19 protein-coding genes are annotated in these 24,474 nt (G+C 71.3%); 9 read left to right on the forward strand and 10 right to left on the reverse strand.

The features are described from left to right. Positions 1 to 42: 42 nt before the first annotated feature. Positions 43 to 1,680, reverse strand: a complete 1,638-nt coding sequence (locus R2B67_RS03430; protein WP_317816380.1) for an ABC-F family ATP-binding cassette domain-containing protein — start codon at positions 1,678 to 1,680, stop codon at positions 43 to 45. A gap of 118 nt (positions 1,681 to 1,798) precedes the next feature. Here R2B67_RS03430 and R2B67_RS03435 point away from each other — a divergent pair, with 118 nt between their 5' ends. Further along, positions 1,799 to 2,749: an NAD(P)/FAD-dependent oxidoreductase gene (locus tag R2B67_RS03435; protein ID WP_381075106.1), complete on the forward strand. Its 951-nt coding sequence runs from the start codon at positions 1,799 to 1,801 to the stop codon at positions 2,747 to 2,749. 75 nt (positions 2,750 to 2,824) lie between these two features. Here R2B67_RS03435 and R2B67_RS03440 read toward each other — a convergent pair whose 3' ends face one another. Both R2B67_RS03440 and R2B67_RS03445 read right to left on the reverse strand, forming a co-directional pair. After that, positions 2,825 to 4,585, reverse strand: coding sequence for a BCCT family transporter (locus R2B67_RS03440; RefSeq protein WP_317816381.1), 1,761 nt, complete (start codon positions 4,583 to 4,585; stop codon positions 2,825 to 2,827). Positions 4,586 to 4,658: 73 nt separating this feature from the next. Next, the gene (locus R2B67_RS03445) at positions 4,659 to 6,047 is read right to left on the reverse strand and encodes a M14 family metallopeptidase (protein ID WP_317816382.1); all 1,389 of its coding nucleotides are present in this window, start codon (positions 6,045 to 6,047) and stop codon (positions 4,659 to 4,661) included. A 358-nt stretch (positions 6,048 to 6,405) separates the two neighbouring features. Between R2B67_RS03445 and R2B67_RS03450 the strand changes: the two genes are divergently transcribed. Then, on the forward strand, positions 6,406 to 7,950 hold the full coding sequence (locus R2B67_RS03450) for a M1 family metallopeptidase (protein ID WP_317816383.1): 1,545 nt from the start codon (positions 6,406 to 6,408) through the stop codon (positions 7,948 to 7,950). A 44-nt stretch (positions 7,951 to 7,994) separates the two neighbouring features. Here R2B67_RS03450 and R2B67_RS03455 read toward each other — a convergent pair whose 3' ends face one another. After that, the gene (locus tag R2B67_RS03455; RefSeq protein WP_317816384.1) at positions 7,995 to 8,870 is read right to left on the reverse strand and encodes an oxygenase MpaB family protein; all 876 of its coding nucleotides are present in this window, start codon (positions 8,868 to 8,870) and stop codon (positions 7,995 to 7,997) included. Between the two features lie 190 nt (positions 8,871 to 9,060). Between R2B67_RS03455 and R2B67_RS03460 the strand changes: the two genes are divergently transcribed. Further along, entirely contained in the window at positions 9,061 to 9,792 is a 732-nt protein-coding gene (locus tag R2B67_RS03460; RefSeq protein WP_317816385.1) for a MerR family transcriptional regulator, read from the forward strand. 30 nt (positions 9,793 to 9,822) lie between these two features. Here R2B67_RS03460 and R2B67_RS03465 read toward each other — a convergent pair whose 3' ends face one another. From R2B67_RS03465 to R2B67_RS03480, 4 genes are read right to left on the reverse strand one after another with little or no spacing between them, the layout of a single operon-like run. Further along, entirely contained in the window at positions 9,823 to 12,000 is a 2,178-nt protein-coding gene (locus R2B67_RS03465) for a 3-hydroxyacyl-CoA dehydrogenase NAD-binding domain-containing protein (protein WP_317816386.1), read from the reverse strand. Positions 12,001 to 12,046: 46 nt separating this feature from the next. Further along, positions 12,047 to 13,261, reverse strand: a complete 1,215-nt coding sequence (locus tag R2B67_RS03470) for an acetyl-CoA C-acetyltransferase (RefSeq protein WP_317816387.1) — start codon at positions 13,259 to 13,261, stop codon at positions 12,047 to 12,049. A gap of 44 nt (positions 13,262 to 13,305) precedes the next feature. Continuing rightward, on the reverse strand, positions 13,306 to 14,448 hold the full coding sequence (locus R2B67_RS03475) for an acyl-CoA dehydrogenase family protein (protein WP_317816388.1): 1,143 nt from the start codon (positions 14,446 to 14,448) through the stop codon (positions 13,306 to 13,308). A gap of 8 nt (positions 14,449 to 14,456) precedes the next feature. Beyond that, complete coding sequence (locus R2B67_RS03480) at positions 14,457 to 15,590, reverse strand: CaiB/BaiF CoA transferase family protein (protein ID WP_317816389.1); 1,134 nt, start codon at positions 15,588 to 15,590, stop codon at positions 14,457 to 14,459. Positions 15,591 to 15,821: 231 nt separating this feature from the next. Between R2B67_RS03480 and R2B67_RS03485 the strand changes: the two genes are divergently transcribed. Then, positions 15,822 to 17,012 carry a saccharopine dehydrogenase family protein gene (locus R2B67_RS03485; RefSeq protein ID WP_317816390.1) on the forward strand — a complete coding sequence of 397 codons (1,191 nt, stop codon included), beginning with the start codon at positions 15,822 to 15,824 and terminating at the stop codon, positions 17,010 to 17,012. 10 nt (positions 17,013 to 17,022) lie between these two features. Here the strand turns inward: R2B67_RS03485 and mmpA are convergent, their stop codons facing one another. Together mmpA and R2B67_RS03495 are read right to left on the reverse strand one after the other, a co-directional pair. Next, a complete protein-coding gene (mmpA, locus tag R2B67_RS03490; RefSeq protein ID WP_317816391.1) occupies positions 17,023 to 17,178 on the reverse strand; it encodes a morphogenic membrane protein MmpA in 156 nt (51 codons plus the stop codon). An 84-nt stretch (positions 17,179 to 17,262) separates the two neighbouring features. After that, positions 17,263 to 17,955: an endonuclease V gene (locus R2B67_RS03495; protein ID WP_237328894.1), complete on the reverse strand. Its 693-nt coding sequence runs from the start codon at positions 17,953 to 17,955 to the stop codon at positions 17,263 to 17,265. 53 nt (positions 17,956 to 18,008) lie between these two features. On the opposite strand from R2B67_RS03495, the gene R2B67_RS03500 reads away from it, so the two are divergent. The 5 genes from R2B67_RS03500 to R2B67_RS03520 all read left to right on the forward strand — a co-directional run bounded on the left by R2B67_RS03500 (position 18,009) and on the right by R2B67_RS03520 (position 24,352). Then, positions 18,009 to 18,311 carry a YciI family protein gene (locus R2B67_RS03500; protein WP_018513297.1) on the forward strand — a complete coding sequence of 101 codons (303 nt, stop codon included), beginning with the start codon at positions 18,009 to 18,011 and terminating at the stop codon, positions 18,309 to 18,311. 227 nt (positions 18,312 to 18,538) lie between these two features. Continuing rightward, a complete protein-coding gene (ssgD, locus tag R2B67_RS03505; protein ID WP_026241704.1) occupies positions 18,539 to 18,955 on the forward strand; it encodes a spore wall synthesis regulator SsgD in 417 nt (138 codons plus the stop codon). A 256-nt stretch (positions 18,956 to 19,211) separates the two neighbouring features. Then, complete coding sequence (locus R2B67_RS03510) at positions 19,212 to 20,843, forward strand: ABC-F family ATP-binding cassette domain-containing protein (RefSeq protein WP_317816392.1); 1,632 nt, start codon at positions 19,212 to 19,214, stop codon at positions 20,841 to 20,843. A gap of 67 nt (positions 20,844 to 20,910) precedes the next feature. Then, positions 20,911 to 23,196, forward strand: coding sequence for an ATP-binding cassette domain-containing protein (locus tag R2B67_RS03515; protein WP_317816393.1), 2,286 nt, complete (start codon positions 20,911 to 20,913; stop codon positions 23,194 to 23,196). A 181-nt stretch (positions 23,197 to 23,377) separates the two neighbouring features. Beyond that, a complete protein-coding gene (locus tag R2B67_RS03520; protein ID WP_237328891.1) occupies positions 23,378 to 24,352 on the forward strand; it encodes an acyl-ACP desaturase in 975 nt (324 codons plus the stop codon). The last annotated feature ends 122 nt before the right edge of the window (positions 24,353 to 24,474 follow it).

Here is a 24,474-nt window from a genome sequence, read left to right on the forward strand (position 1 = left end):
CGGGTCGCCGTGTGCGGCCCGTCCCCGTCTCCGTGACTCCGCTCAGACTTCCTTGACCTGGCCGTCCGCGACCTCGATGCGGCGCGTCACGCGGACCGCTTCGAGCATCCGGCGGTCGTGGGTGACCAGCAGCAGCGTGCCCGTGTAGCTCTCCAGGGCCGCCTCCAACTGCTCGATGGCGGGCAGGTCCAGGTGGTTCGTCGGCTCGTCGAGCACCAGGAGGTTGACGCCTCGGCCCTGGAGCAGGGCGAGGGCGGCGCGGGTGCGTTCGCCCGGGGAGAGGCTGGTGGCCGGGCGCATCACATGGTCGGCGCGCAGGCCGAACTTGGCGAGCAGTGTGCGGACTTCGGCCGGTTCCGTGTCGGGCACGGCGCCGCAGAACGCCTCCAGCAGCGACTGCGAGCCGAGGAAGAGCTTGCGGGCCTGGTCCACCTCGCCGACCACGACGCCCGAACCGAGCGTGGCGTGGCCGGAGTCGAGCGGGAGCCGCTCCAACAGGGCGGCGAGCAGGGTGGACTTGCCCGCGCCGTTGGCGCCGGTGATGGCGACCCGGTCGGCCCAGTCGATCTGGAGCGAGGCGGGCCCGAACGAGAAGTCGCCGCGCACCACGCGGGCTTCGCGCAGGGTCGCGACGACCGATCCGGAGCGCGGAGCGGTGGCGATCTCCATCCGCAGCTCCCACTCCTTGCGCGGCTCCTCGACGACGTCTAGGCGCTCGATCATGCGCTGGGTCTGCCGGGCCTTCGCCGCCTGCTTCTCGCTCGCCTCGCTGCGCGCGTTGCGGCCGAGCTTGTCGCCGTCGGTGGCCTTGCGGCGGGCGTTCTTGACGCCCTTGTCCATCCACGAGCGCTGCATATGGCCGCGGGCTTCGAGGGCGGCCTTCTTGTCGGCGTACTCCTCGTAGCCCTCGCGGGCGTGCCGGCGGGCGGTCTCGCGCTCCTCCAGGTAGGCCGCGTAGCCACCGCCGTACAGGTTGATCTGCTGCTGGGCGAGGTCGAGCTCCAGCACCTTGGTGACCGTGCGCATCAGGAACTCGCGGTCGTGGCTGATGACGACGGTCCCGGCCCGCAGCCCCGAGACGAAGCGCTCCAGGCGCTCCAGGCCGTCGAGGTCGAGGTCGTTGGTGGGCTCGTCCAGCAGGAAGACGTCGTAACGGGAGAGGAGCAGTGAGGCGAGCCCGGCGCGTGCTGCCTGCCCGCCGGAGAGAGCCGTCATGGGCAGGTCCAGGCTCACGGTGAGCCCCAGCTCGGCGGCGACCTGCGCGGCCCGCTCCTCCAGGTCCGCGCCGCCGAGGGCGAGCCAGCGCTCCAGGGTCTCGGAGTACGCGTCGTCCGCGCCCGGGGCCCCGGAGACCAGGCCCTCCGTCGCCTCGTCCATGGCGCGCTGGGCGTCGGCGACGCCGGTACGGCGGGCCAGGAACGCGGCCACGGTCTCGCCCTCGCGCCGCTCGGGCTCCTGCGGGAGGTGGCCGACGGTGGCGGTGGGCGGGGAGAGCCGCAGCTCGCCCTCCTCCGGGCGGTCGAGTCCGGCGAGCAGGCGGAGCAGGGACGATTTTCCGGCGCCGTTGACTCCGACGAGACCGATCACGTCTCCGGGGGCGACGACGAGGTCGAGTCCGGCGAAGAGCGTGCGGTCACCGTGTCCGGCGGCGAGGTCCTTGGCGACGAGGGTGGCAGTCATCAGGGTGCCGATCCTAGTCTCCGGTGCCCGGTGCCCCTTGCCCTGTGCCCCTGGCCTCCGGTTTCCGTTAGCGTCCGGGCAGCGACGGGCGTGTAGCGAGGTGACGGGAGTGACCGTGATGACGGATGCGGCGAAGGTGACGGATGGGGCGGACGTGATCGTGGTGGGCGGCGGGGTCATCGGCCTCACCACCGCCGTGACGCTGGCCGAGCGCGGGCTGCGGGTGCGGGTCTGGTCGCGCGATCCGGCCGGGTCGACGACGTCGGCGGTGGCGGGGGCGCTGTGGTGGCCGTACCGGATCGAGCCTGCCGAGCGGGTCGGCGCCTGGTCGCTGGAGACCCTTGCCGTGTACGAGGAGCTGGCGGCCGGGCCCGGCGGGACCGGCGTACGGCTGGTGGCGGGGGTGCACGGCGGTGAGCGGTTCGCGGCGCTGGGGCCGTGGGCGGCGGAGCTGAAGGGTGCGGTGGAGGTGGCCGAGGGGCTGCGGGTGACCCTGCCGCTGCTGGACATGCCGGTGCACCTGGCGTGGCTGGAGCGGCGGCTGGTGGCGGCGGGCGGTGCGGTGGAGCGGCGGGCGGTGGACGGGTTCGCGGAGGCGGCGGCGCGGGCCCCGGTGGTGGTGAACTGCACGGGGCTCGGGGCGCGCGAGCTGGTGCCGGACGCGGGGGTGCGGGCGGTGCGGGGGCAGCTGGTCGTGGTGGAGAACCCGGGGATCACCGAGTGGTTCGCCGAGGCGGACCCGGCGTCCGCCGCGACGACGTACTTCTTCCCGCAGCCGGCCGGCCTGGTGCTGGGCGGTACGGCCGAGGCGGACGACGAGCGCCGGGAGCCCGACGCGGCGGTGGCCCGGGAGATCGTGGCGCGGTGTGCGCGGGTCCGGCCGGAGATCGCGGGCGCCCGGGTGCTGGGGCACCGGGTGGGGCTGCGGCCGGTGCGGGAGGGCGGGGTGCGGATCGAGGCGGAGGCCCTGCCGGGCGGCGGGCTCCTGGTCCACAACTACGGCCACGGCGGCGCGGGGGTCACCGTGGCCTGGGGCTGCGCACGGGCGGCGGCCGCCCTGGTGGGCTGAGCCGCCGCCGTACACGTACGAGATGGTCGCCGGGACACGTACGAGATGGTCTCCCTGGATCCCGGGATCCACGGATCAGCCCTGGGGGCCCTTCTCGGTCGGGCCCTTCTCGGTCGGGACCTCCTTGTGGCGTTCGTCCGCGGTGACCGTCGTGCCGGGGCCGATACGGATCTCGAAGTCGCCGTCGTACTTGGCGTGCCCCTCGATCACCGCGGACTCGACCGCCTCCACGCCGAACTCCTGGCGGACGATCTGCGGGTCCTTGCGCAGGTCCCGCATCAGGGCCACGCACATGCCGATCATGACGATGACGAAGGGGGCGGCGACCAGGATCGTGAGGTTCTGGAGCCCCTCCAGGGCGTTCTCCTTGCCGTCACCGATGAGCAGCATGATCGCGGCCACGGCCCCGGTCACGACACCCCAGAAGATGACGATCCACTTGCTGGGCTCCAGGACGCCCTTCTGGGAGAGCGTGCCCATGACGATCGAGGCGGCGTCGGCGCCGGAGACGAAGAAGATGCCGACGAGGATCATCACCAGGATGCTCGTCACGGTGGCGATCGGGAACTCCTGGAGGACGCCGAAGAGCTGCGCCTCGGGGGTCTCCGCGCCGGTGAGCTTGCCCGCCTCGTCCAGCTTCATGGCCGAGCCGCCGAAGACGGCGAACCAGATCAGGCTGACCGTGCTGGGGACCAGGATGACGCCGCCGACGAACTGGCGGATCGTGCGGCCGCGGCTGATCCGGGCGATGAACATGCCGACGAAGGGCGTCCAGGAGATCCACCAGGCCCAGTAGAAGACCGTCCAGCTGCCGAGCCAGTCGGCCACCTCACCGCCGCCGGTCGCCTCGGTGCGGCCGACGAGCTGTCCGAGGTCGGTGAGGTAGGCGCCCAGCGAGGTGGGGATCAAGTCGAGCACGAAGATCGTGGGACCGGCGACGAAGACGAACAGGACCAGGAGCAGCGCCAGCACCATGTTGATGTTGGAGAGCCACTGGATGCCCTTCTCCACACCGGAGACCGCGGAGGCGACGAAGCAGACCGTCAGCACGGCGATGACGGTGACGAGGAGTCCGGTGCCGGCCTTCTCCAGCCAGTCCAGCTCCTGGATCCCGCTGCCGATCTGGAGCGCGCCGAGGCCCAGCGAGGCGGCCGAACCGAAGAGCGTCGCGAAGATGGCGAGGATGTCGATGAAGCGGCCGAATCCGCCGTACGCGTGCCGCTTGCCGATCAGCGGCTCGAAGACCGCGCTGATCGTCTGCCGCCTGCGCATCCGGTAGGCGCTGTACGCGATGGCGAGTCCGACCACCGCGTAGATGGCCCAGGGGTGCAGCGTCCAGTGGAAGAGGGTGGTGGCCATCGCCGTCTGCATGGCGTCGGCCGAGTCCGCGGGGTCGGTGCCGGGCGGCGGGGTGCGGAAGTGGGCCAGGGGCTCGCTGACACCCCAGAACATCAGGCCGATGCCCATGCCGGCGCTGAACATCATCGCGATCCAGGAGATGGTCCGGAACTCCGGCCCCTCGCCCTCCTGGCCCAGGCAGATCTTCCCGTAGCGGCTGATGGCCAGCCAGAGGGCGAAGATGACGAACCCGGAGGCGGCGAGCATGAAGGCCCAGCCACCGTTGTGGATCAGCCCGGTGAGCAGCTTGCTGGACGCCGTCTCCAGCGATGAGGTGGCGGTCGCGCCCCAGATGACGAAGGCGAGGGTGAGGACCGCTGTGACGCCGAAGACCACCCGGTCGGTGGTCGGGGCCCGGGTGCTGAGGGGTTCGGGGGGAAGGTCGGCCGTGACCGACAGTTCCTCCCGGCCTCCAGCTGACTGGTCGTCCTGGGACACAAATGGCACCTTTCACCGAGTCCGAAAAACGCTCTTCGTAGGCAGTACCACACCTGTCCACGATCTCGAAGGATCAACAAGCCGTATCAGCTTGACCAGATGTGAGCGAATATGTCGCTTGCTGGTCGAGGAGCAGCGGAATCAGGCTTCTCGCCGACTGCCGTAGGGGCACATATGCGCCAGCTCCGTCCCGGTGGGACCGGACGCCGTGCAGGGCGAGCTCGTCCTTGACCTCGGCGTACTGGGCCGCGTCCAGCCGGTAGCCGCACGGCGGGTCGGCGAGGATCTCGCCGGGCTCGGCGGGATCGTTGTCCGCGCCGCCCAGGTAGACCGGGCCGCGGTCGGCGTACCCGCTCACGCGGGAGAGCCCGGTGGCCGCCCGGATACGGGTGCGCTGCTCCTCGGTGAAGGCGAAGAGACCGCCGAGGGCCGTCCGCTGGGAGTCGGCCCTGCGCCGGTGGTTGAGGGCCCGGTCGTCCTTCTCGGCCTCGCTCAGGGCGTCGATGCGCGACTCGATGAGGAGGCCGACCGCGTGCTTGAGTCCGGACGTGTTGCGCAGGATGCGTTCCTGGCCGTCACCGGCCGTCTGCCTGACGGGGTCGCCGGTGACCGGGTCGGTCCAGATGCCGTAGTGGCCGTTGCTGTAGCCGGCGCCGGTCGCGGCGGGCCGGACGTACTGCTCGGAGAGGGTCCGCGAGACGTCGTGGACGCCGCGCGCGACGTTCAGGTTGCGGGGCCACAGGACGAAGAGGTCCTTGTCGTAGTACGGGGGTGTGGCGCCGTACTCGTGCAAGTCGTAGATGACATCCGGCCGTTCGTCACGGACGACGGCCGCGATCGCCCGGCCCTCCGCGGTCTGCAGGGCGATGTGGTCCCGGTTGATGTCGACGCCGTCGGCGTTGCCCCGGGTGTCGGCGGCGCGCCCGTCCGGGTTGGCGGTGGGCAGCACCAGGACCGTCGTACGGGAGAGGAAGGCGCGGGTCGCCCGGTCCTGGGCGAAGGCCAGGTCGCGCAGGGTGGTCAGACAGGCCTCACGCCCGGCGGGCTCGTCGCCGTGCTGACTGCAGATCAGCAGGACCGTGGTGGCGGCGGGGCGCCGCTCCCCGATGCGTACGAGCTGGAGGGGGCGGCCCTCCTTCGTGGTCCCGATCCGGTCGACGGCGGCCCGGTCGCTCGCCCGGTCGACCGCCCCCAGGAAGGCCTGTTCCTCGCCCGCCCCGGTCCAGCGCGCCCCGTCGCTCGTCTCGAACCCGGTGCGCGGCGGGTGCGGCGCGGCCTCGGCGGGTGCGATGGCGAACGGGACGGCCAGTGCGCCCAGGACCGCTGCCACCACCGCACTCCGGCGCCGGAGTGCCGGGCCCCGGCGCCGCGCGGCGGACGGCGGGCGGCCGGGGTGCGCGACCGGTCCGAGCCACGGGTGCGGGCTGAGCATGCGGAGCGCGCGGGTGATGCGAGGGGTCATCAGCGGCTGCCTCCCGGAGGACGAGCGGAGTACCGGCGGGGTGCGCGCGAGTACGCGCGGGTGCGCGCGGGGCGCGCGCAGGGTGCGAACGAGACGCGCGCGGCGGGCACCGCGCGCCCTCCCGGCCGGCCGGTGTTGCGGACGTTACCCGGGTCAACTCCTGTGCAACAGGGGGCGATCACTGCGGGTCGTGACGAGGGCATGGCGATCGTGTGACAGGGATGCCCGGATTCGACCGTCCTGCCCGGTGGGCTGCTTAGCCTTTTTCCTGACCGGTCGGAACCACCCCCCGCCCGGTTCCACGACCGGCCGGCGACACCCGCCGTCCGGTCCACGATCCCGACGACTTGGAGTATGCGTGCACCGCAGATTAATCGTCCCCGGCGCTCTGGCGGCCACCCTTCTGCTGGCGATCCCGGCATCGGCCTCCACGGGCACCGTGGGCGCCCCGGGTATCGGCGACCCCTACTACCCGGCCAGCGGAAACGGCGGCTACGACGTCTCCCACTACGACCTCCGGCTGACGTACCAGCCGGCGACCGACCTGCTGGAGGGCACGGCGACGATCCTCGCCACCACCACGCAGGACCTGACCCGGTTCAACCTCGACTTCGGGCTCGCCGTCTCCGAGGTGCGGGTCAACGGCAAGAAGGCCTCCTTCGCCAAGACCGGCACCCAGGAGCTGGAGATCACCCCGACGGGTCCCCTGGCCAAGGGCAAGGACGTCTCGGTGGTCGTCCGGTACGCCGGGAAGCCCTCCGAGCTGAAGATCAACGGCTGGACCGCCTGGGCCCGGACCCCGGACGGCGGCGTCGCCGCGCAGGAGCCGGAGTCGGCGGTCTGGTGGTACCCGAGCAACGACCACCCGCTCGACAAGGCCACGTACGACATCTCGGTCTCCGTGCCGGACGGCACGCAGGCGATCAGCAACGGGGTGCTCGTCTCGCAGAGCTCCAAGCTCGGCTGGACCCGCTTCAACTGGCGCTCCGACAAGCCGCAGGCCACGTACCTCTCGACGCTCGCGGTCGGCAAGTTCGACATCACGACCGACAAGACGGCCGACGGTCTGCCGGTGCTGAACGCGTACAGCAAGGACCTCGGCCCCAACGCGGGCGCCGCCCGGGCCAGCATCGAGCGGACCACCGAGGTCGCCGAGTGGCTGACCGAGGTCTTCGGGCCGTACCCGTTCAACGCGCTCGGCGGCTATGTGCCCAACGTGACGAGCGGCTTCGCCCTGGAGACCCAGACGCGGCCCTTCTACAGCCCGCGGCAGTTCGCGAACGGCGCCAACGTGTCGGTCGTCGTCCACGAGATCGCGCACCAGTGGTACGGCAACAGCGTGTCGGTCGACGGCTGGAAGGACATCTGGATCAACGAGGGCTTCGCCCGCTACAGCCAGTGGCTCTGGTCGGAGAAGGAGGGCGAGGGCACCGCGCAGCAGCTGGCCGACTACGTCTACGCCCAGCACCCGGCGGACGACCCGTTCTGGAAGGTGAAGCCGGGCGACCCGGGTCCGGACAAGCAGTTCGACATCGCCGTCTACGACCGGGGCGCACTGGCGCTCCAGGCGCTGCGCAACAGGGTCGGTGACGAGACCTTCTTCGCCCTGCTGAAGGGGTGGCCGACCGAGAAGGCGCACTCCAACGCGACCGTGGGTGACTTCCTGCGGTACGCGGAGCGGGTCTCGGGCAAGCCGCTGGCGACGCTCTTCGACACCTGGCTGTACCAGCCGAAGCGGCCCGCGCTGCCGGCGGCGGCCTCGGCGGGCATCGCCAAGGGCGCGGTGTCGTCCCGGGCGGGGGTCCGGCCGGAGCGGCCGGCGTCGTGGAAGAAGATCGCGGCGACGAACACGATCCACGACCACGGGGATCACGGGGACCACGACGGTCACGGTCATCGCTGATCACTGCGCGCCGGTTGAACCGGGGGCCCTCGGAGCGGTGAGGTTCAGCCGTTCCGAGGGCCCCCGGTGGCGTGCGCGGCGCGGGCCGCCCGGGCCATCGGCAGATACCGCAGCCGCTCCGGGAGGGCGGGGACGACGACCCGCAGCACCGCGCAGAGCCGCCGCAGCCGCTTCTCCTGGGCCGCCGTCCACGGCAGGCCGATCGCCGCGCGGGCGTCCGGCGGCATGAGCCCGATGGTGACGAACCGCCGGCCGCGCGCCAGCGGCGGCAGGAGCACCGGCCACAGGGCCCGCAGAACCGTCCGCACCGGCCACGGGCCACGGTCCGGCGGCGGTACGGGCTGGTCCACGTCGACCAGTTCGCGCACCACGGTCGTCGCCTCGATCTCCCCGGCGAGCATCTTCTCCCAGTACGGCCAGAACTCCTCGATCGTCTGCGGCATGTCCCGGTCGTGGATGCCGAGGATCCGGCCGACCTGGAGCCACTCCGCGTACAGGGCGCGTTCCTGCGCGGGGGTCATCGGCCGGATCAGATAGCGCGCCGCGTGCCGGTAGACGGGGAAGCCGGTGGCGTGCACCCAGGCGTAGTTGGCGGGCGTCAGCGCGTGGTACGCGCGGCCCCGGGTGTCGGTGCCCTGGATCGTACGGTGGAGCCGGCGCAGCCTGCGGCCCTCCTCGGCGGCCTCCTCTCCGCCGTACACCCAGAGCTGGAGCGAGCGCAGGGAGCGTTCGCCGCGCCCCCAGGGGTCGGTGCGGAAGACGGAGTGCTCGTCGACGCCCGCGCCGACGGCGGGGTGGGCGACCTGGAGAGTGAGGGCGGCGGGCAGCATCAGCAGGGCCCGGATGTCACCGGAGAGGCTCCACAGGACCCCGCCGGGCGGGGGTGGCAGGGGCTCCTCGACGCCGTTCGCGCTGCTCATCCGGTGCTCCCGCACTCCTGGCGGGCCTGCGGTGCGCTGCCCGTCCCTTCTCTCCATGATCCCTCGCGGGTGGGAGGAGTGTGGGGGCGGGGGCCGGGGTGGACGGCGGGGCCGTGGTGCCGGAGACTTTGGCAGAAGTGGTGAGACAGCAGCACTGTCCGATACGAGGGTTCGACTGCGGGGAGCAGAGATGGCGACGGGGACCGACGAGCCCACGCTCACGGTGGACGAGCTGGCGGCGCGTGCCGGGGTCACCGTACGTACCGTGCGGTTCTACAGCACCCGGGGCCTGCTGCCGCCCCCGGTCATCGGGCCGCGCCGGGTCGGGCGGTACGGGGCCGATCACCTCTCGCGGCTCGCGCTGATCGAGGAGCTCCAGCACCAGGGCATGACGCTCGCCGCGATCGAACGCTATCTGGAGCAGTTGCCGCCCGATCTGAGCGCCCACGATCTGGCGATCCACCGGGCGCTGGTGGCGTCCTGGGCGCCGGACACCGCGGAGGACCTGACCCGGGCCGAGCTGGAGAAGCGGGCGGGGCGGGCCCTGGCGGAGCCGGATGTGGACCGGCTGGCGGCGATGGGGGTGCTGGTGCGGCCCGAGGAGGACGGCGGGGCGTACCGGGTGGACCTCGGGCTGCTGCGGCTCGGCGTCGAGCTGCTGGACGTGCCGATCGCCCACGAGACGATCCTGGCGGCGCGGACCGTGCTGCTGGAGCACACGCGGTCGGCGGCGCAGGAGATGACCCGGCTCTTCCGGGACGAGGTGTGGAATCCGTACCGGGAGCGTGAGGGCGACCCGGAGCATGTGGCCGCGATGAAGTCGCTGTCGGCCCACATGCAACCGATCGTCGTGCAGGCCTTGGTGACGGCCTTTCAGCGGTCGCTGAAGGAGGAGCTGCGGGCCGCGTTCACCACCGAATGATCAGGGCGGTGAACGCGGCTCGGAACAGGCTCAGTCGTGGAACGTTTCGCCCTTCTCCGCCTTCTCCACGAGCAGCGCGGGCGGCAGGAACCGGTCGCCGTAGCGGTCGGCCAACTCCCGGGCGCGGGCGACGAATCCGGGCAGGCCGCCTTCGTACCCGTTGATGTACTGGAGGACGCCGCCGGTCCACGGCGGGAAGCCGATGCCCATGATGGAGCCGATGTTGGCGTCCGCGACGGAGATGAGGACGTTCTCCTCCAGGCAGCGGACGCTGTCCAGCGCCTCGGAGAAGAGCATCCGCTCCTTCATGTCCTCGAAGGGGACGTCCGCCTCGGCCTTGGTGGTGAAGTGCTCGCGCAGGCCCGGCCAGAGACCGGTGCGCCTGCCCTCCTCGTCGTAGTCGTAGAAGCCCCCTCCCCCACTGCGCCCCGTGCGGCCGAACTCGTCGACCATGCGGTCGATGACCTCGTCGGAGGGGTGGCCGGGCCAGGTGCCGCCGGCCTCCTCCACCGCCCGCTTGGTCTCGTTGCGGATCTTGCGGGGCAGGGTCAGGGTCAGCTCGTCCATCAGGGAGAGCACCTTGGCCGGGTAGCCGGACTGGGCGGCGGCCTGCTCGATCGACGCGGGCTCCACGCCCTCGCCGACCATCGCCACGCCCTCGTTGATGAACTGGCCGATGACGCGCGAAGTGAAGAAGCCGCGTGAGTCGTTGACGACGATCGGCGTCTTCTTGATGCGCCGTACGAGGTCGAAGGCGCGGGCCAGCGCCTCGTCGCCGGTCCGCTCGCCCTTGATGATCTCGACGAGCGGCATCTTGTCGACCGGTGAGAAGAAGTGCAGGCCGATGAAGTCGGCCGGGCGGGACACTCCCTCGGCGAGGACCGTGATGGGGAGGGTGGAGGTGTTGGAGCAGAGGAGGGCGTCGGGCTCGATGACGTCCTGGATCTCCTGGAACACCTTGTGCTTGAGGGCGGTGTCCTCGAAGACGGCCTCGATCACCGCGTCGCAGCCGGCGAGGTCGGCCGCGTCGCCGGTCGGCGTGATCCGGGCCAGCAGCTCGTCGCGCTTCGCCTCCGTCGTACGGCCCCGGGAGAGCGCCTTGGCGAGCAGCTTCTCGCTGTACGCCTTGCCCTTGGCGGCCGCCTCCGTGGAGACGTCCTTGAGGACGACGTCGATCCCGGCCTTGGCGCAGGAGTAGGCGATGCCCGCGCCCATCATCCCGGCGCCGAGCACGGCGACCTTGCGGACCGGGCGCTCGGGGATGTCCTTGGGGCGGTTGGCCCCGGAGTTGACGGCCTGGAGGTCGAAGAAGAACGCCTGGATCATGTTCTTGGAGACCTGGCCGGTGACCAGCTCGGTGAAGTACCGGGCCTCGATGGTCAGGGCGGTCTCGAAGTCGACCTGGGAGCCCTCGACGGCCGCCGCGAGGATGTTGCGCGGCGCGGGCATGGGCGCGCCCGCGATCTGCTTCTTCAAGTTGGCCGGGAACGCGGGCAGGTTGGCGGCGAACTTGGGGTTGGAGGGGGTGCCGCCGGGGATGCGGTAGCCCTTGACGTCCCAGGGCTGCTGGGACTCGGGGTTGGCGTCGATGAAGGCGCGGGCCTTCTCGATCATCTCCTCGCTTGTGGCGGCGACTTCGTGGACGAGGCCGTTCTCCAAGGCGCGCTGCGGGGTGTACTGGGTGCCCTGGAGAAGCACCTTGAGCAGGGCGTCGGCGATGCCCATGAGGCGTACGGTCCGGGTGACGCCGCCGCCCGCCGGGAGCAGGCCGAGGGTGACCTCGGGCAGGCCGATGCGGGAGCCGGGGGCGTCGAGGGCGACGCGGTGGTGGGAGGCGAGCGCGATCTCGTAACCGCCGCCGAGGGCCGCGCCGTTGATGGCGGCGACGACGGGCTTGCCGAGGGTCTCGATGCGGCGCAGCGAGCGCTTGATGGCGGTGCCGGTGTCGAAGGCGGCCTGGGCGTTCTCGGGGCCGACCTTGATCATGTCCTTGAGGTCGCCGCCCGCGAAGAAGGTCTTCTTCGCGGAGGTGTAGATGATGCCGCGGATGGAGTCCTTCTCGGCCTCGGCGCGGTCGGCGATGGCCGCGATGGAGTCCTTGAAGGCCTGGTTCATCGTGTTCGCGGACTGGTTCGGGTCATCGAGGACGAGGGTGACGACGCCGGTCTCGTCCTGTTCCCAGCGGATGGTGGTGCTCTCGGTCGTCATGTCGGTGTTTTCTCCGTAAGCAGGTGGGGCCGGGGCCGGGAACAGGTCAGATGCGTTCGACGATCGTGGCGACGCCCATGCCGCCGCCGACGCAGAGGGTGACCAGGCCGAACCGCTGGTCGCGGCGCTCCAGTTCGTCGATGACGGTGCCGAGGATCATCGCGCCGGTCGCGCCGAGCGGGTGGCCGAGGGCGATGGCGCCGCCGTTGACGTTGACCTTGTCCAGGCTCAGGCCCATGTCCTTGACGAAGCGCAGGACGACCCCGGCGAAGGCCTCGTTGATCTCGACCAGGTCGATGTCGTCGATGGTGAGCCCGGCCTTGGCGAGCGCCTTGCGGGTGGCGGGGGCGGGGCCGGTGAGCATGATGGTGGGTTCGGAGCCGGAGACGGCGGCGGAGACGATCCGGGCGCGCGGGGTGAGGCCGTAGCGCTCGCCGACCTCCTTCGAGCCGATGGCGACGAGGGCGGCGCCGTCGACGATGCCGGAGGAGTTGCCCGCGTGGTGGACGTGGTCGATCTTCTCGACCCAGTGGTACTTCTGCAGCGCCACCGCGTCGAAGCCGCCCATGTCACCGATGGTGGCGAAGGAGGGCTTCAGGCCGGCGAGCGAGTCGGCGGTGGTGCCGGGGCGCATGTGCTCGTCGTGGTCCAGGACGAGCAGGCCGTTGCGGTCCTTGACCGGGACGACGGAGCGGTTGAAGCGGCCGTCCTTCCAGGCCGCGGCGGCGCGCTCCTGGGAGAGGGCGGCGTACTCGTCGACGTCGCGGCGGCTGAAGCCCTCGATGGTGGCGATGAGGTCGGCGCCGATGCCCTGCGGGGCGAAGCCGGTCTCGAAGCTGGTCATCGGGTCCATGGCCCAGGCTCCGCCGTCGGAGCCCATCGGTACCCGCGACATCGACTCGACGCCACCGGCTAGCACCAGGTCCTCCCAGCCCGAACGGACCTTGGCGGCGGCCAGGTTGACCGCTTCCAGGCCCGAGGCACAGAAGCGGTTCTCCTGGACGCCGGCGACGGAGTCGGGCAGGCCGGCGGCGATGGCGGCGATGCGGGCGATGTCGGAGCCCTGGTCGCCGAGCGGGCTGACCACGCCGAGGACGATGTCGTCGATGGCGGCCGGGTCGAGGTCCGGGAAGCGGCCCTGGATCTCGTGGATGAGGCCGACGACCAGGTCGATCGGCTTGGTGCCGTGCAGGGCGCCGTTGGCCTTGCCACGGCCGCGCGGGGTGCGGATCGCGTCGTAGACGAATGCTTCGGTACTCAAGACAGCTGCCTTTCGAGGGTGGTTGAGAGAAGGCGAAGAGGTGGTCAGGCGAGCAGCGAGCGGCCGATGATCTCCTTCATGATCTCGGTCGTGCCGCCGTAGATGGTCTGGATACGGCCGTCGGTGAACGCCTTGGCGACCCGGTACTCGCTCATGTAGCCGTACCCGCCGTGGAGTTGGAGGCAGCGGTCGGCGACGCGCTTCTGCAGTTCGGTGGCCCACCACTTGGCCATCGAGGCGTGGACGGCGTCCAGCGTCCCGTCGGAGTGGTCGACGATGCACCGGTCCAGGAACGTGCGGGTGACGGCGCACTCGGTGGCCATCTCCGCGATCTCGAACCGGATGTGCTGGAGCTTGGAGAGCGGCCGCCCGAAGGCCTCGCGCTCCTTGACGTACTGCGTGGTGATCTCCAGCAGGTGTTCGGCGGCGGCGATCCCGGCGACCGCTATGCCCATGCGCTCCTGGGCCAGGTTGGTCATCAGGTGGATGAACGCGCCGTCGAGTTCACCGAGGAGGTTCTCCTTGGGGACGCGGACGTCGTTGAAGAACAACTCGGCGGTGTCCTGCGACTTCTGGCCGATCTTGTCGAGGTTGCGGCCCCGCTCGAAGCCCTCCGCGCCCCGCTCGACGACGATCAGTGAGAGCCCCTTGGCGCCGCCGTCGGGGGTGGTCTTGGCGACGACGATCACCAGGTCGGCCAGGATGCCGTTGGAGATGAAGGTCTTGGAGCCGTTGAGCAGCCAGTGGTCGCCCTTGTCCTCGGCGGTGGTGCGGATCGCCTGGAGGTCGGAGCCGGCGCCCGGCTCGGTCATGGCGATGGCGGTGATGGTCTCGCCGGAGCAGAAGCCGGGCAGCCAGCGCTGCTTCTGTTCGTCGGTGGCGAGGCCGGTGAGGTAGGGGCCGATGATGTCGTTGTGCAGGCCGATGGCGAGGCCGGGCGCCCCGGCCCGGGTGAACTCCTCGGCGAGGACGGCGCTGTAGCGGAAGTCGGTGGAGCCGCCGCCCCCGTACTCCTCGGGGACGGCGAGACCGAGCAGCCCGGCGCGCCCGGCGGCGAGCCAGGCGTCGCGGGAGACGATGCCGTCCTGCTCCCACTGCTCGTAGTACGGGAGGACCTCCTTGGCCAGGAAGGCCCGGACGGTCGCGCGGAACGCGTCGTGCTCCTCGGTGAAGATCTGGCGTTGCACGGGGTCTCCTAGTCGTGAGGGTGGGGCCGGAGCGCCGGTACGTCCCAGTCGGCGGCGACCGCGTCGGTGTCGGCGCCCGGTTGCGCGGGGCCGCTGCGGACGGAGACGGGGGTGGCGGAGAAGCGCGGGGCGGGGGCGGGCTGGGTGATGCCGCTGTGCTCGACGAAGGTGGAGCGGGCGGCGAGGTGCGGGTGGTGCGGGGCTTCGCGGAGCGTAAGGACGGGGGCCACGCAGGCGTCGGTGCCCTCGAAGACCTCGGTCCACTCCGCACGCGTACGGGTCGCGAAACGCTCGGTGACGGCGGCGCGGAGTTCGTCCCAGCGGGCCAGCTCCCACCGGTCGGGGAAGGCGTCCGCGAGGCCGAGGAGGCCGATGAACTCGTCGTAGAACTGGCCCTCCAGCGGGCCGACCGCCATGTGGCCGCCGTCGGAGGTGGCGTAGGTGCCGTAGAAGGGGCAGCCGCCGTCCAGCAGGTTGGCGCCGCGCCGGTCCTGCCAGCTCCCGGCGGCGAGCATGCCGTGGATCATCGAGGCGAGGTGGGCGGCACCGTCGACGATCGCCGCGTCCACCACCTGGCCCGCGCCACCCGGCGTACGGGCGTGCTGGAGGGCGGCGAGGACCCCGACGACGAGGTAGAGCGAGCCGCCCGCGTAGTCCCCGACCAGGTTGGCGGGGACCACGGGCGGCTCGTCCGGCTTGCCGATCATGGAGAGGGTGCCGGTGAGCGCGAGGTACACGACGTCGTGCCCGGCCCGCTGCGCCAGCGGGCCGTCCTGGCCCCAGCCGGTCATCCGCCCGTAGACCAGCTTCGGGTTGCGGGCGAGGCAGGCGTCGGGCCCGACGCCGAGCCGCTCGGCGACGCCGGGGCGGTATCCCTCGATGAGGATGTCGGCGCGTTCGGCCAGGTCCAGGACGCGGCCGGCGCCGCCCTCGTCCTTGAGGTCGACGAGGACGGAGCGCTTGTTGCGGTTGGTGATGTCGTAGGCCGGATCGATGCCGAGGGCGGCTCCGCCGGGGCGGTCGACGCGTACGACGTCGGCTCCGAGGTCCGCCAGCAGCATCGCCGCGAACGGTCCGGGGCCGATCCCCGCCAGCTCGACGACCCGGATTCCTGCCAGCGGGCCGTGCCCGGTCCTTGCCATCCGTGAGCCCCCAGGGGTGTGACACAACCGATGTAACATCAATGATGCTAAGAACGCGCCCCACTCCGCACAACCCCCCGGGCCGAGCAAGCGCTTAGTTCTTCACCGGGATCCTCTCGCATCCCCGCCGGACGTTCCACGGCCACGCCCCGCCCGGCCGCACACCCGCCGGCCCCCTCCGCTAGCCTGCCTGCCACGTCCTCACCCGTCCCCTCGCCCCCGGAGGCACTCGTGAACAGGCAGAACGGGGCCGCACGCCCCCTGGACGTCGTCCTTTTCGGTGCCACCGGTTTCGTGGGGGTGCTCACGGCGGAGTACCTGGCGGCGCATGCCCCCGAGGGTCTGCGCTGGGGGCTGGCCGGCCGTAGCCGCGCCAAGCTGGAACGGCTGCGCGAACAGCTCGCCGCGATCGAACCGGGCTGCGCCGGGCTGCCGTTGCTGGAGACCGACGCCGACGACGAGGACGCGCTGCGTGAACTCGCGGAATCCGCACGGGTGGTGGCCACGACCGTGGGCCCGTACATCCTGTACGGCGAGAAGCTCGTCGCCGCCTGCGCCGAGGCCGGGACGGACTATCTGGACCTCACCGGCGAGGCGGAGTTCATCGACCGGACCTATGTGCGCCACGACGCGCGGGCCCGGGAGACCGGCGCCCGGATCGTGCATGCCTGCGGCTTCGACTCCGTACCCCATGACCTGGGGGCGTACTTCACGGTCAAGCAGCTGCCGGAGGGTGTGCCGCTGACCGTCGACGGCTTCGTCCGCAGCAACGCCGTCTTCTCCGGCGGCACGTTCGCCTCCGCGCTCACCGCGATGGGGCGCGGCCCGCAGATGCTGCTCGCCGCCCGGGAGCGGCGCCTGCACGAGCCCCGCCAGGTGGGGCGCCGGGTCCGCACCCCGGCGGGCTCCCCGCACTTCAACGGGGCCACCGGCACCTGGGCGCTGCCGCTGCCGACCGTGGACCCGGCGGTCGTGGGCCGCTCCGCGCGGGCGCTGGAGCGGTACGGCCCCGACTTCCGCTACCGCCACTTCGCGTCGGTCAAGACCCTGCCGATGGCCCTCGGCGGGCCCGCGGCGGTCGGTGCGCTGGTCGCCGCCGCCCAGGTGGGGCCCGTACGCGACTGGCTGATGGGGCGGTACGAGGCGGGGCAGGGGCCGGACGCGGAACGCCGCAGGCGGAGCTGGTTCAGCGTCCGCTTCGTCGGGGAGGGCGGCGGGCGGCGGGTCTTCACCGAGGTGTCCGGCGGCGATCCGGGCTACGACGAGACGGCCAAGATCCTCGCCGAGTCGGCCCTCTGCCTCGCCCTGGACAAGCTCCCGGAGACCTCCGGCCAGGTCACCACGGCGACGGCGATGGGCGACGCGCTGCTGGAACGCCTGACGGCGGCGGGGCTGCGCATCCGGGTGGCGGCGGTGCGGTGAGGAAGCGCCGCTAGAAGATCCAGCCGGCCAGCGTGTAGAGCATCGCGCCCAGCCAGACGAGGCCGACAGCCCCGCCGATGGCCATACCGAGAGCCATACCGTGGGCCATGCGGTGCTGGGCGGGGCCGAAGGGGACGGGGCGGGCAGCTGCGCGAGAGTCGTTCATGTGTTCAGCCTGCCCAGCAAGATCGCTTTATGCATCCGTACAGGTACTCATTCGCATCCGTCGGCCACGCTCCGGCGGTCGCGCTCAGGCCGTCGCTTCCCGCAGGGTCTGCCGGCACAGCGCGTCCGCCCGGCGGGTGCTCTCCGGCTGGCGGAAGCGGCGGGCCAGGCGCAGGGTGTGGGCACAGGCGTTGTCGAGGCTGATCCGGTGGCCGACGGAGACGAAGACCGGGTTGGTGTTCTCCTGGGTGCGCAGCGCCCGGCCCACCACCTCGTCGCCGTCCACCAGCGGGGAGAAGTCGCCGCGCCGGGGGCCGGGGGCCTCGTAGGTGAAGGTGAAGGGGTTCTTGCCGACGCCGATCACGGGCAGCCCGGTGAGCACGCCCAGGTGGCTGGCGAGCCCGAAGCGGCGCGGGTGGGCGAGGCCGTACCCGTCGCAGATGACGACACCGGGGTCGACGGTCAGCGACTCCAGGGCCTCCAGCACGGCGGGCATCTCGCGGAAGGCCAGCAGCCCGGGGACGTACGGGAAGGTGATCGTGCCGACCGCAGTCGCCTCGTCCACGGTCTCCAGCGTCTCGGCGTCCAGCACCACGGCCGCCGCGACGACGACGTCCTTCTCCTCGTCGTACGCCACGTCGACCCCGGTCACCAGGCCGGTGCCGGGCGCCGGGCCCGGCTCGTCCAGCACCACGAGGCCGCGCAGGCGGTCCTGGATCGCCCGGCCCTCGGCTTCGTCTGCGGGGGTCTCATGGGCGGGGGTGTGCTGTTCCGTCATGACCAGCAGCTTAGGCGGTGCCGGGGCACCCCCGTTCCCGTAGCCTGACGATCATGTTCGTACTCGAATTGACCTATACGGCTCCCGTCGAGCGCGCGGACGCGCTGATGAAGGAGCACATCGCCTGGCTCGACGAGCAGTACGCGGCCGGTGTCTTCATCGCGTCCGGTCGCAAGAACCCCCGGGACGGCGGGGTGATCCTCGCCGTCGGGGACGACCGGCAGCGGATCGAGGAGATCGCCGCGGCCGACCCCTTCGCCGCGCACGGGGTCTGCGCCTACCGGATCACCGAATTCATCGCGACCAAGACGGCACCCGAACTCGCGCCGTTCAAGCAGGAGTTGCCGGGGCAGTAGGCGGGCCGGGCGGCCCCCTCCGCGGACTTTGCGCAGGCCGGAACGTATGCCGGTCAGGGTGCGGCGCCGAGAAGCGGGCAGGAGGCGGGGATGCAGGAGAGCGTGGAGGAGGGGCGGGGCGTGGGCGGTGACGCAGCTCACGCCACCCGCCGGTGCACGGATCGATGCGTTCCGTCGTCTACTCCAATGCCGGGAACCGTTCACCCAGCCGCGAGAGGGAGCAGGTCTTGTCCAGCGTTATCGAGCAGTCCGTGCAGGCCCGCATGGTCGCGTCCGCCCCGCGGATGGAAACCCTGCCGGCCACACTGAGTTACGACCGCAAGGACCCCTTCGCCGTGCGGATGGCGTTTCCGGCCCCGGCGACCCTGGAGGGGACCGAGGTGTCCTGGGAGTTCTCCCGTGAGCTGCTGACGGCGGGGGTCGACACCCCGGCCGGCGAGGGGGACGTCCGGGTCAGGCCGTTCGGGTACGAGCGGACGGTGCTGGAGTTCCACGCGGCCGAGGGCATCGCCATGGTCCACGTACGCACGGCGGAGCTGCGCCGCTTCCTGGAGCGGGCGCAGGAGCTGGTGCCGATGGGTGACGAGTACCGCTACCTGGAGCTGGACCGGAACCTGACCGATCTGCTCGGCGGCGCCTGCTGAGCGGCGGAGCCCCGCTCTCTCGCGGCCTCACCGCCTCCCCGCCTCCCCGTCGGAAAATCCGTTGCCGGGATGTGCGCTCCGGTTCTACCTTCGTGACTGTCCCTGTTGTCGTCGGATCGGAGAAGGACGTTGCTGATCTGAGGTCCCCCGCACCGTGCAGCGCCGCCACGCCCCGTCGTGGTCTCGGGCGCCCGTGTGCGACCTCAGCTCGTCAGCCGTCCTCAGCTCATTTCCCCGACGTACACGGGAGATCCGTATGTCTACGTCCGACACCCACATCAGCTGTACCTCCCTCTCCTTCTCCTGGCCCGACGGCACCGAGGTCTTCTCCGGCTTCGACCTCACCGTGGGCCCCGGCCGCACCGGGCTCATCGGCCTCAACGGATGCGGCAAATCGACCCTGTTGCGGCTGATCGCCGGTGATCTCGCCCCGTTGGAGGGCGAGATCAGGACCCGTGGCGGCCTCGGGTATCTGCCGCAGACCGTCACCCTGGACACCGCGCTACGGGTCGACCGGGTGCTGGGCATCGCGGACCGGCGGGCGGCGATCGACGCCGTCGAGGCGGGTGACGTGCGCGAGGAGCTCTTCACCGTGATCGGTGACGACTGGGACGTGGAGCAGCGCGCCCGCGCCGCCCTGGACGGGCTCGGCCTCGGCCACATCGGCCTGGACCGCACGGTCGGGGAGATGTCCGGCGGCGAGTGCGTGCTCCTGCGGCTGGCGGCCCTGCTGCTGGCCCGTCCCGGGGTGCTGCTGCTGGACGAGCCGACGAACAACCTGGACACCGTCGCCCGCAAGCGGCTGTACGACGCGGTCGACGCCTGGACCGGGGCGCTGCTCGTGGTGAGCCACGACCGGGAGCTGCTGGAGCGGGTCGACCGGATCGCGGATCTGCGCGAGGGCGCGGTCACCTGGTACGGCGGAAACCTCTCGGCGTACGAGGAGGCGCTCGCCGTCGAGCAGGAGGCGGCGCAGCGGATGGTGCGGGCCGCCGAGTCGGATGTGCAGCGGCAGAAGCGCGAACTGGCAGAAGCACACATGAAGTTGGCCCGGCGCAGGCGGTACGGGCAGAAGATGTGGGACACCAAGCGGGAGCCCAAGGTGGTGATGGGCCAGCGCAAGCGGTCCGCCCAGGAGTCCGCCGGCAAGCACCGCATCCTGCACACCGAGCGGCTGGCGGAGGCCAGGGAGCGTCTCGACGAGGCGGAGGCGGCGGTGCGTGAGGACGAGGAGATCCGGATCGAGCTGCCGACGACGCGGGTGCATCCGGGGAACGAGGTGCTGCTCCTGCGTGATCCGGTGCCGCCCTACGGGCCGCCGCTGCATGGGGAGTTGACGGTCAGCGGTCCGGAGCGGATCGCGCTGACCGGGCGCAACGGGGCGGGCAAGACGGCGTTGCTGCGGACGATCGCGGGTGAGCTCGCCCCGCTCTCCGGTGAGGCGACGACGCCGGTGCCGCTGGGCTTCCTCCCGCAGCGGCTGGACACGCTGGACGACACGCTGTCGGTGGCGGACAACGTGAAACGGTCGGCCCCCGGCCTGAGCGACAACGGCGTCCGGGCCCGGCTCGCGCGCTTCCTCTTCAAGGGGGGCGCCGCCGACCGTCCGGCCGGAACGCTGTCGGGCGGGGAGCGCTTCCGGGCGACGCTGGCGATGCTGCTGCTGGCGGACCCGGCACCCCGGCTGCTGTTGCTGGACGAGCCGACGAACAGCCTCGACCTGGCGAGCGTACGGCGGCTGACCGAGGCGCTGGAGGCGTACGAGGGGGCGCTGATCGTGGCGAGCCACGACGTGCCGTTCCTGGAGGCGATCGGGATCACCCGGTGGCTGCGCCTGGACGGGAAGCTGCGGGACACGAATCCCGAGGAGGTGCGGGCGGGGCGGTGAGCGGCCTCGGGAGATCCGCGGGAAAAGGCGACAGAAGCTGTCGGGTATCCGGCCTAGCGTCGTCGGTATGGATCTCAGCACCGAGCGCGGCATCGTCATCACCGGAGCGCACGAGAACAATCTGCGCGACGTCTCCCTCACCCTGCCCAAGGGCCGGATCACCGTCTTCACCGGGGTCTCCGGCTCGGGGAAGTCATCGGTCGTCTTCGACACGATCGCCGTGGAGTCCCAGCGGCAGCTGAACGAGACCTTCACCTCGTTCCTGCGCAACCGGCTGCCGAAGTACGAGCGGCCACGGGCGGAGTCCATGGAGGACCTGTCCGTGGCCGTCGTCATCGACCAGAAGCCGCTGGGCGGCAACATCCGCTCGACCGTGGGCACGGCGACGGACATCTGGTCGGTGATCCGGGTGCTGTTCTCCCGGTACGGGACACCGAGCGCCGGCGGGGCCACCGCGTACTCCTTCAACGACCCGACGGGGATGTGCCCGGAGTGCGACGGGGTGGGGCGTACGGTCCGGCTCGACCTGAACCGGGCGGTGGACTGGTCGAAGTCGCTGAACGAGGGAGCACTGCTGCTGCCCGGCCTCACGGTGGGCAGCTGGGAGTGGAACCTGTACGGCGGGTCGGGGCGGTTCGACAACGACCTGCCGCTCTCCGCGTACGGCGAGGAGGAGCGCCAACTCCTGCTGTACGGAACCGGGTTCACCGTCCGGCTCGATCTGCGTACGGGCTCGGCGGACATGCGGTTCGAGGGGGTGGTGACGCGGTTCGAGCGGCTCTACCTCAAGCGGGACACGGCGTCGCTGTCGGACAAGCGGCGCGCGGCGGCCGACCGGTTCACCGTCGAGCGTGTCTGCGCCTCCTGCGGCGGGGCGCGGCTGAACGCGGCGGCGCTCGCCACCCGCGTCGACGGGCTCTCGCCCGCCGACTACGGGCGGATGGAGGTCGCCGATCTCGTCGGCGTCCTGGCCAGGATCGACGATCCGGTGGGCGGCCCGATCGCGGCGGCGGCCCGCGAGCGGCTGGAGCGGCTCGTGGGGATCGGGCTCGGCTATCTCAGCCTGGACCGGGAGACGACCACCCTCTCGGGCGGCGAGGGGCAGCGGCTCAAGATGGTCCGGCACCTGGGGAGTTCACTGACCGGGCTGACCTTCGTCTTCGACGAGCCGAGCGTCGGACTGCACCCACGGGACGTCGGGCGGCTCGGCGATCTGCTGGTGCGGCTGCGCGACAAGGGCAACACCGTGCTGGTCGTCGAGCACGACCCGGATGTGATGGCGGTCGCGGACCATATCGTCGACATGGGGCCGCGAGCCGGGTCGGAGGGCGGCCATGTCGTCTTCGAGGGGCCGTTCGACCGGCTGCGGGAGGCGGACACGCTCACCGGGCGGTGTCTGCGCCGACGGACCACCGTCAAGAGCGAGTTCCGCTCCCCCACCGGGCAGCTCCCGGTCCGGGGAGCCGAACTGCACAACCTCAAGGGGCTGGACGTGTCGTTCCCCACCGGGGTGCTGACCGTGGTGACCGGTGTGGCGGGTTCGGGCAAGTCGACGCTGGTATCGGAGGTGTTCACGGCGGCCCACCCGCAGGCGGTGGTCATCGACCAGAGCGCCATCACCGCTTCCTCCCGCTCGACCCCGGCCTCGTACATCGGCGCACTGGACACCATCCGCAAGGTCTTCGCCCGCGAGAACGGCGTCGATGCCGGGCTGTTCAGCTTCAACTCGGCGGGAGCCTGTCCGGGTTGCTCGGGCCGCGGGGAGATCTCCACCGACCTGGCGTTCATGGACCCGGTCACCACCACCTGCGAGGAGTGCGAGGGCCGCCGCTTCCACGACGACGTACTGAAGCACCGGGTCGGCGGCCGGTCCATCGTCGACGTGCTGGAGATGACGGCGGCGCAGGCGGTCGGGCTGTTCGAGGACCGCGTCCTGCTGCGGAAGCTGCGCACGCTCGACGAGGTCGGCCTCACCTACCTCACGCTCGGGCAGCCCCTCAGCACCCTCTCGGGAGGTGAGCGCCAGCGGATCAAGCTCGCCACCCAGCTGCACCGCACCTCCAGCGTGTACGTCCTGGACGAGCCGACGACCGGGCTGCACCTGGCCGACACGGGGGCGCTGGTGGATCTGCTGGACCGGCTCGTCGACGCGGGGAACACGGTGATCTGCGTCGAACACAACCTGGAGGTCCTCAAGCGGGCGGACTGGGTGATCGACCTCGGCCCGGACGGCGGGAAGAAGGGCGGCGAGCTGGTCTTCGAGGGGACGCCGGAGGGGCTGCTCGCGGACCGCACCTCGGTTACCGCCCGGTATCTGCGCCGGGACCTGGGACTGCCCGAAGACCCCCGCTGACCTGCGAAGACCCGCTGAAGCTCACCGACGTCCGCCGCGAGCTGCGCGCATAACGGTACGTAATCGGATGCCCGCGGGGACGGGCTTGGCTTACCCCTTACCGCCGCCTTAACCTACGGTCACGTAACCTACGAATCCGTAGGTAACTCCCGTCCCCCACTCCCGTCCCCAGGAGCTCCCCGTGACGATCACCTCTCCCCACCTCGGCAGTTCAAAGGCGTGGACCGACGCCCAGCTGCTGTACGCGCTGGAAGAGGTGGTGGAGAAGGAACTCAACCGCCATCTCAAGGTCGCCAAGGACTGGATGCCCCACGAGTACGTCCCGTTCTCCGACGGACGGAACTTCCCCGGCATCTTCGAGGACGGCGAGGCGTGGTCCGCGGACCAGTCCAAGGTCACCGACATCGGCAAGATCGCGCTCGTGGTGAACCTCCTCACCGAGGACAACCTCCCCAGCTACCACCACGAGATCGCCTCCCTCTTCGGCCGCGACGGCGCCTGGGGCACCTGGGTGCACCGCTGGACCGCCGAGGAGGGCCGCCACGGCATCGTGATGCGCGACTACCTGCTCACCTCGCGCGCCGTCGACCCGGACAAGCTGGAGCAGTTCCGCATGGCTCACATGGCGGAGGGCTTCGAGTCGGACAACCGGCACTCGATGCTGCACTCCGTCGCCTACGTCGCCTTCCAGGAGCTGGCCACCCGCGTCTCGCACCGCAACACCGGCCACCAGTCCGGCGACCCGGTCTGCGACCGGATGCTGGCCCGGATCGCCACCGACGAGAACCTGCACATGGTCTTCTACCGCAACCTCCTGGGCGCCGCCTTCGAGCTGGCCCCGGACCTGACCATGCAGGCCGTGCGCGACGTCGTCGTCAACTTCCGGATGCCCGGCCACGGCATGCCCGGCTTCGAGCGGGCCGCCGCGCAGATGGCGATCGGCGAGATCTACAACATGCGCATCCACCACGACGACGTGATCCAGCCGGTGCTGCGCTACCTGAAGGTCATGGACATCGACGGGCTCGGCCCGGAGGGCATGAAGGCTCAGGAGGAACTCGGCCTCTACATGGGCGGGCTGGACAGCGAGGCGTCGAAGTTCGACGAGAAGCTCGCCGCCCGCAAGGCGCGGATGGCCGCGCGCGGCCGCGGCTGACGCCGCCTCACCGATCCCCCTTGCCGTCAGCGCCACGGTCAGGCAGCTGTGGCGCTGACGGACGGGCGACACCACCACGGCCGGCACGCGCATAAGGCGAACCAGTGCGCAAGAAGGCATCT

Source organism: Streptomyces cyaneofuscatus, from assembly GCF_033109485.1.
In the GTDB taxonomy this organism is placed as follows: Bacteria; Actinomycetota; Actinomycetes; order Streptomycetales; family Streptomycetaceae; genus Streptomyces; species Streptomyces cyaneofuscatus.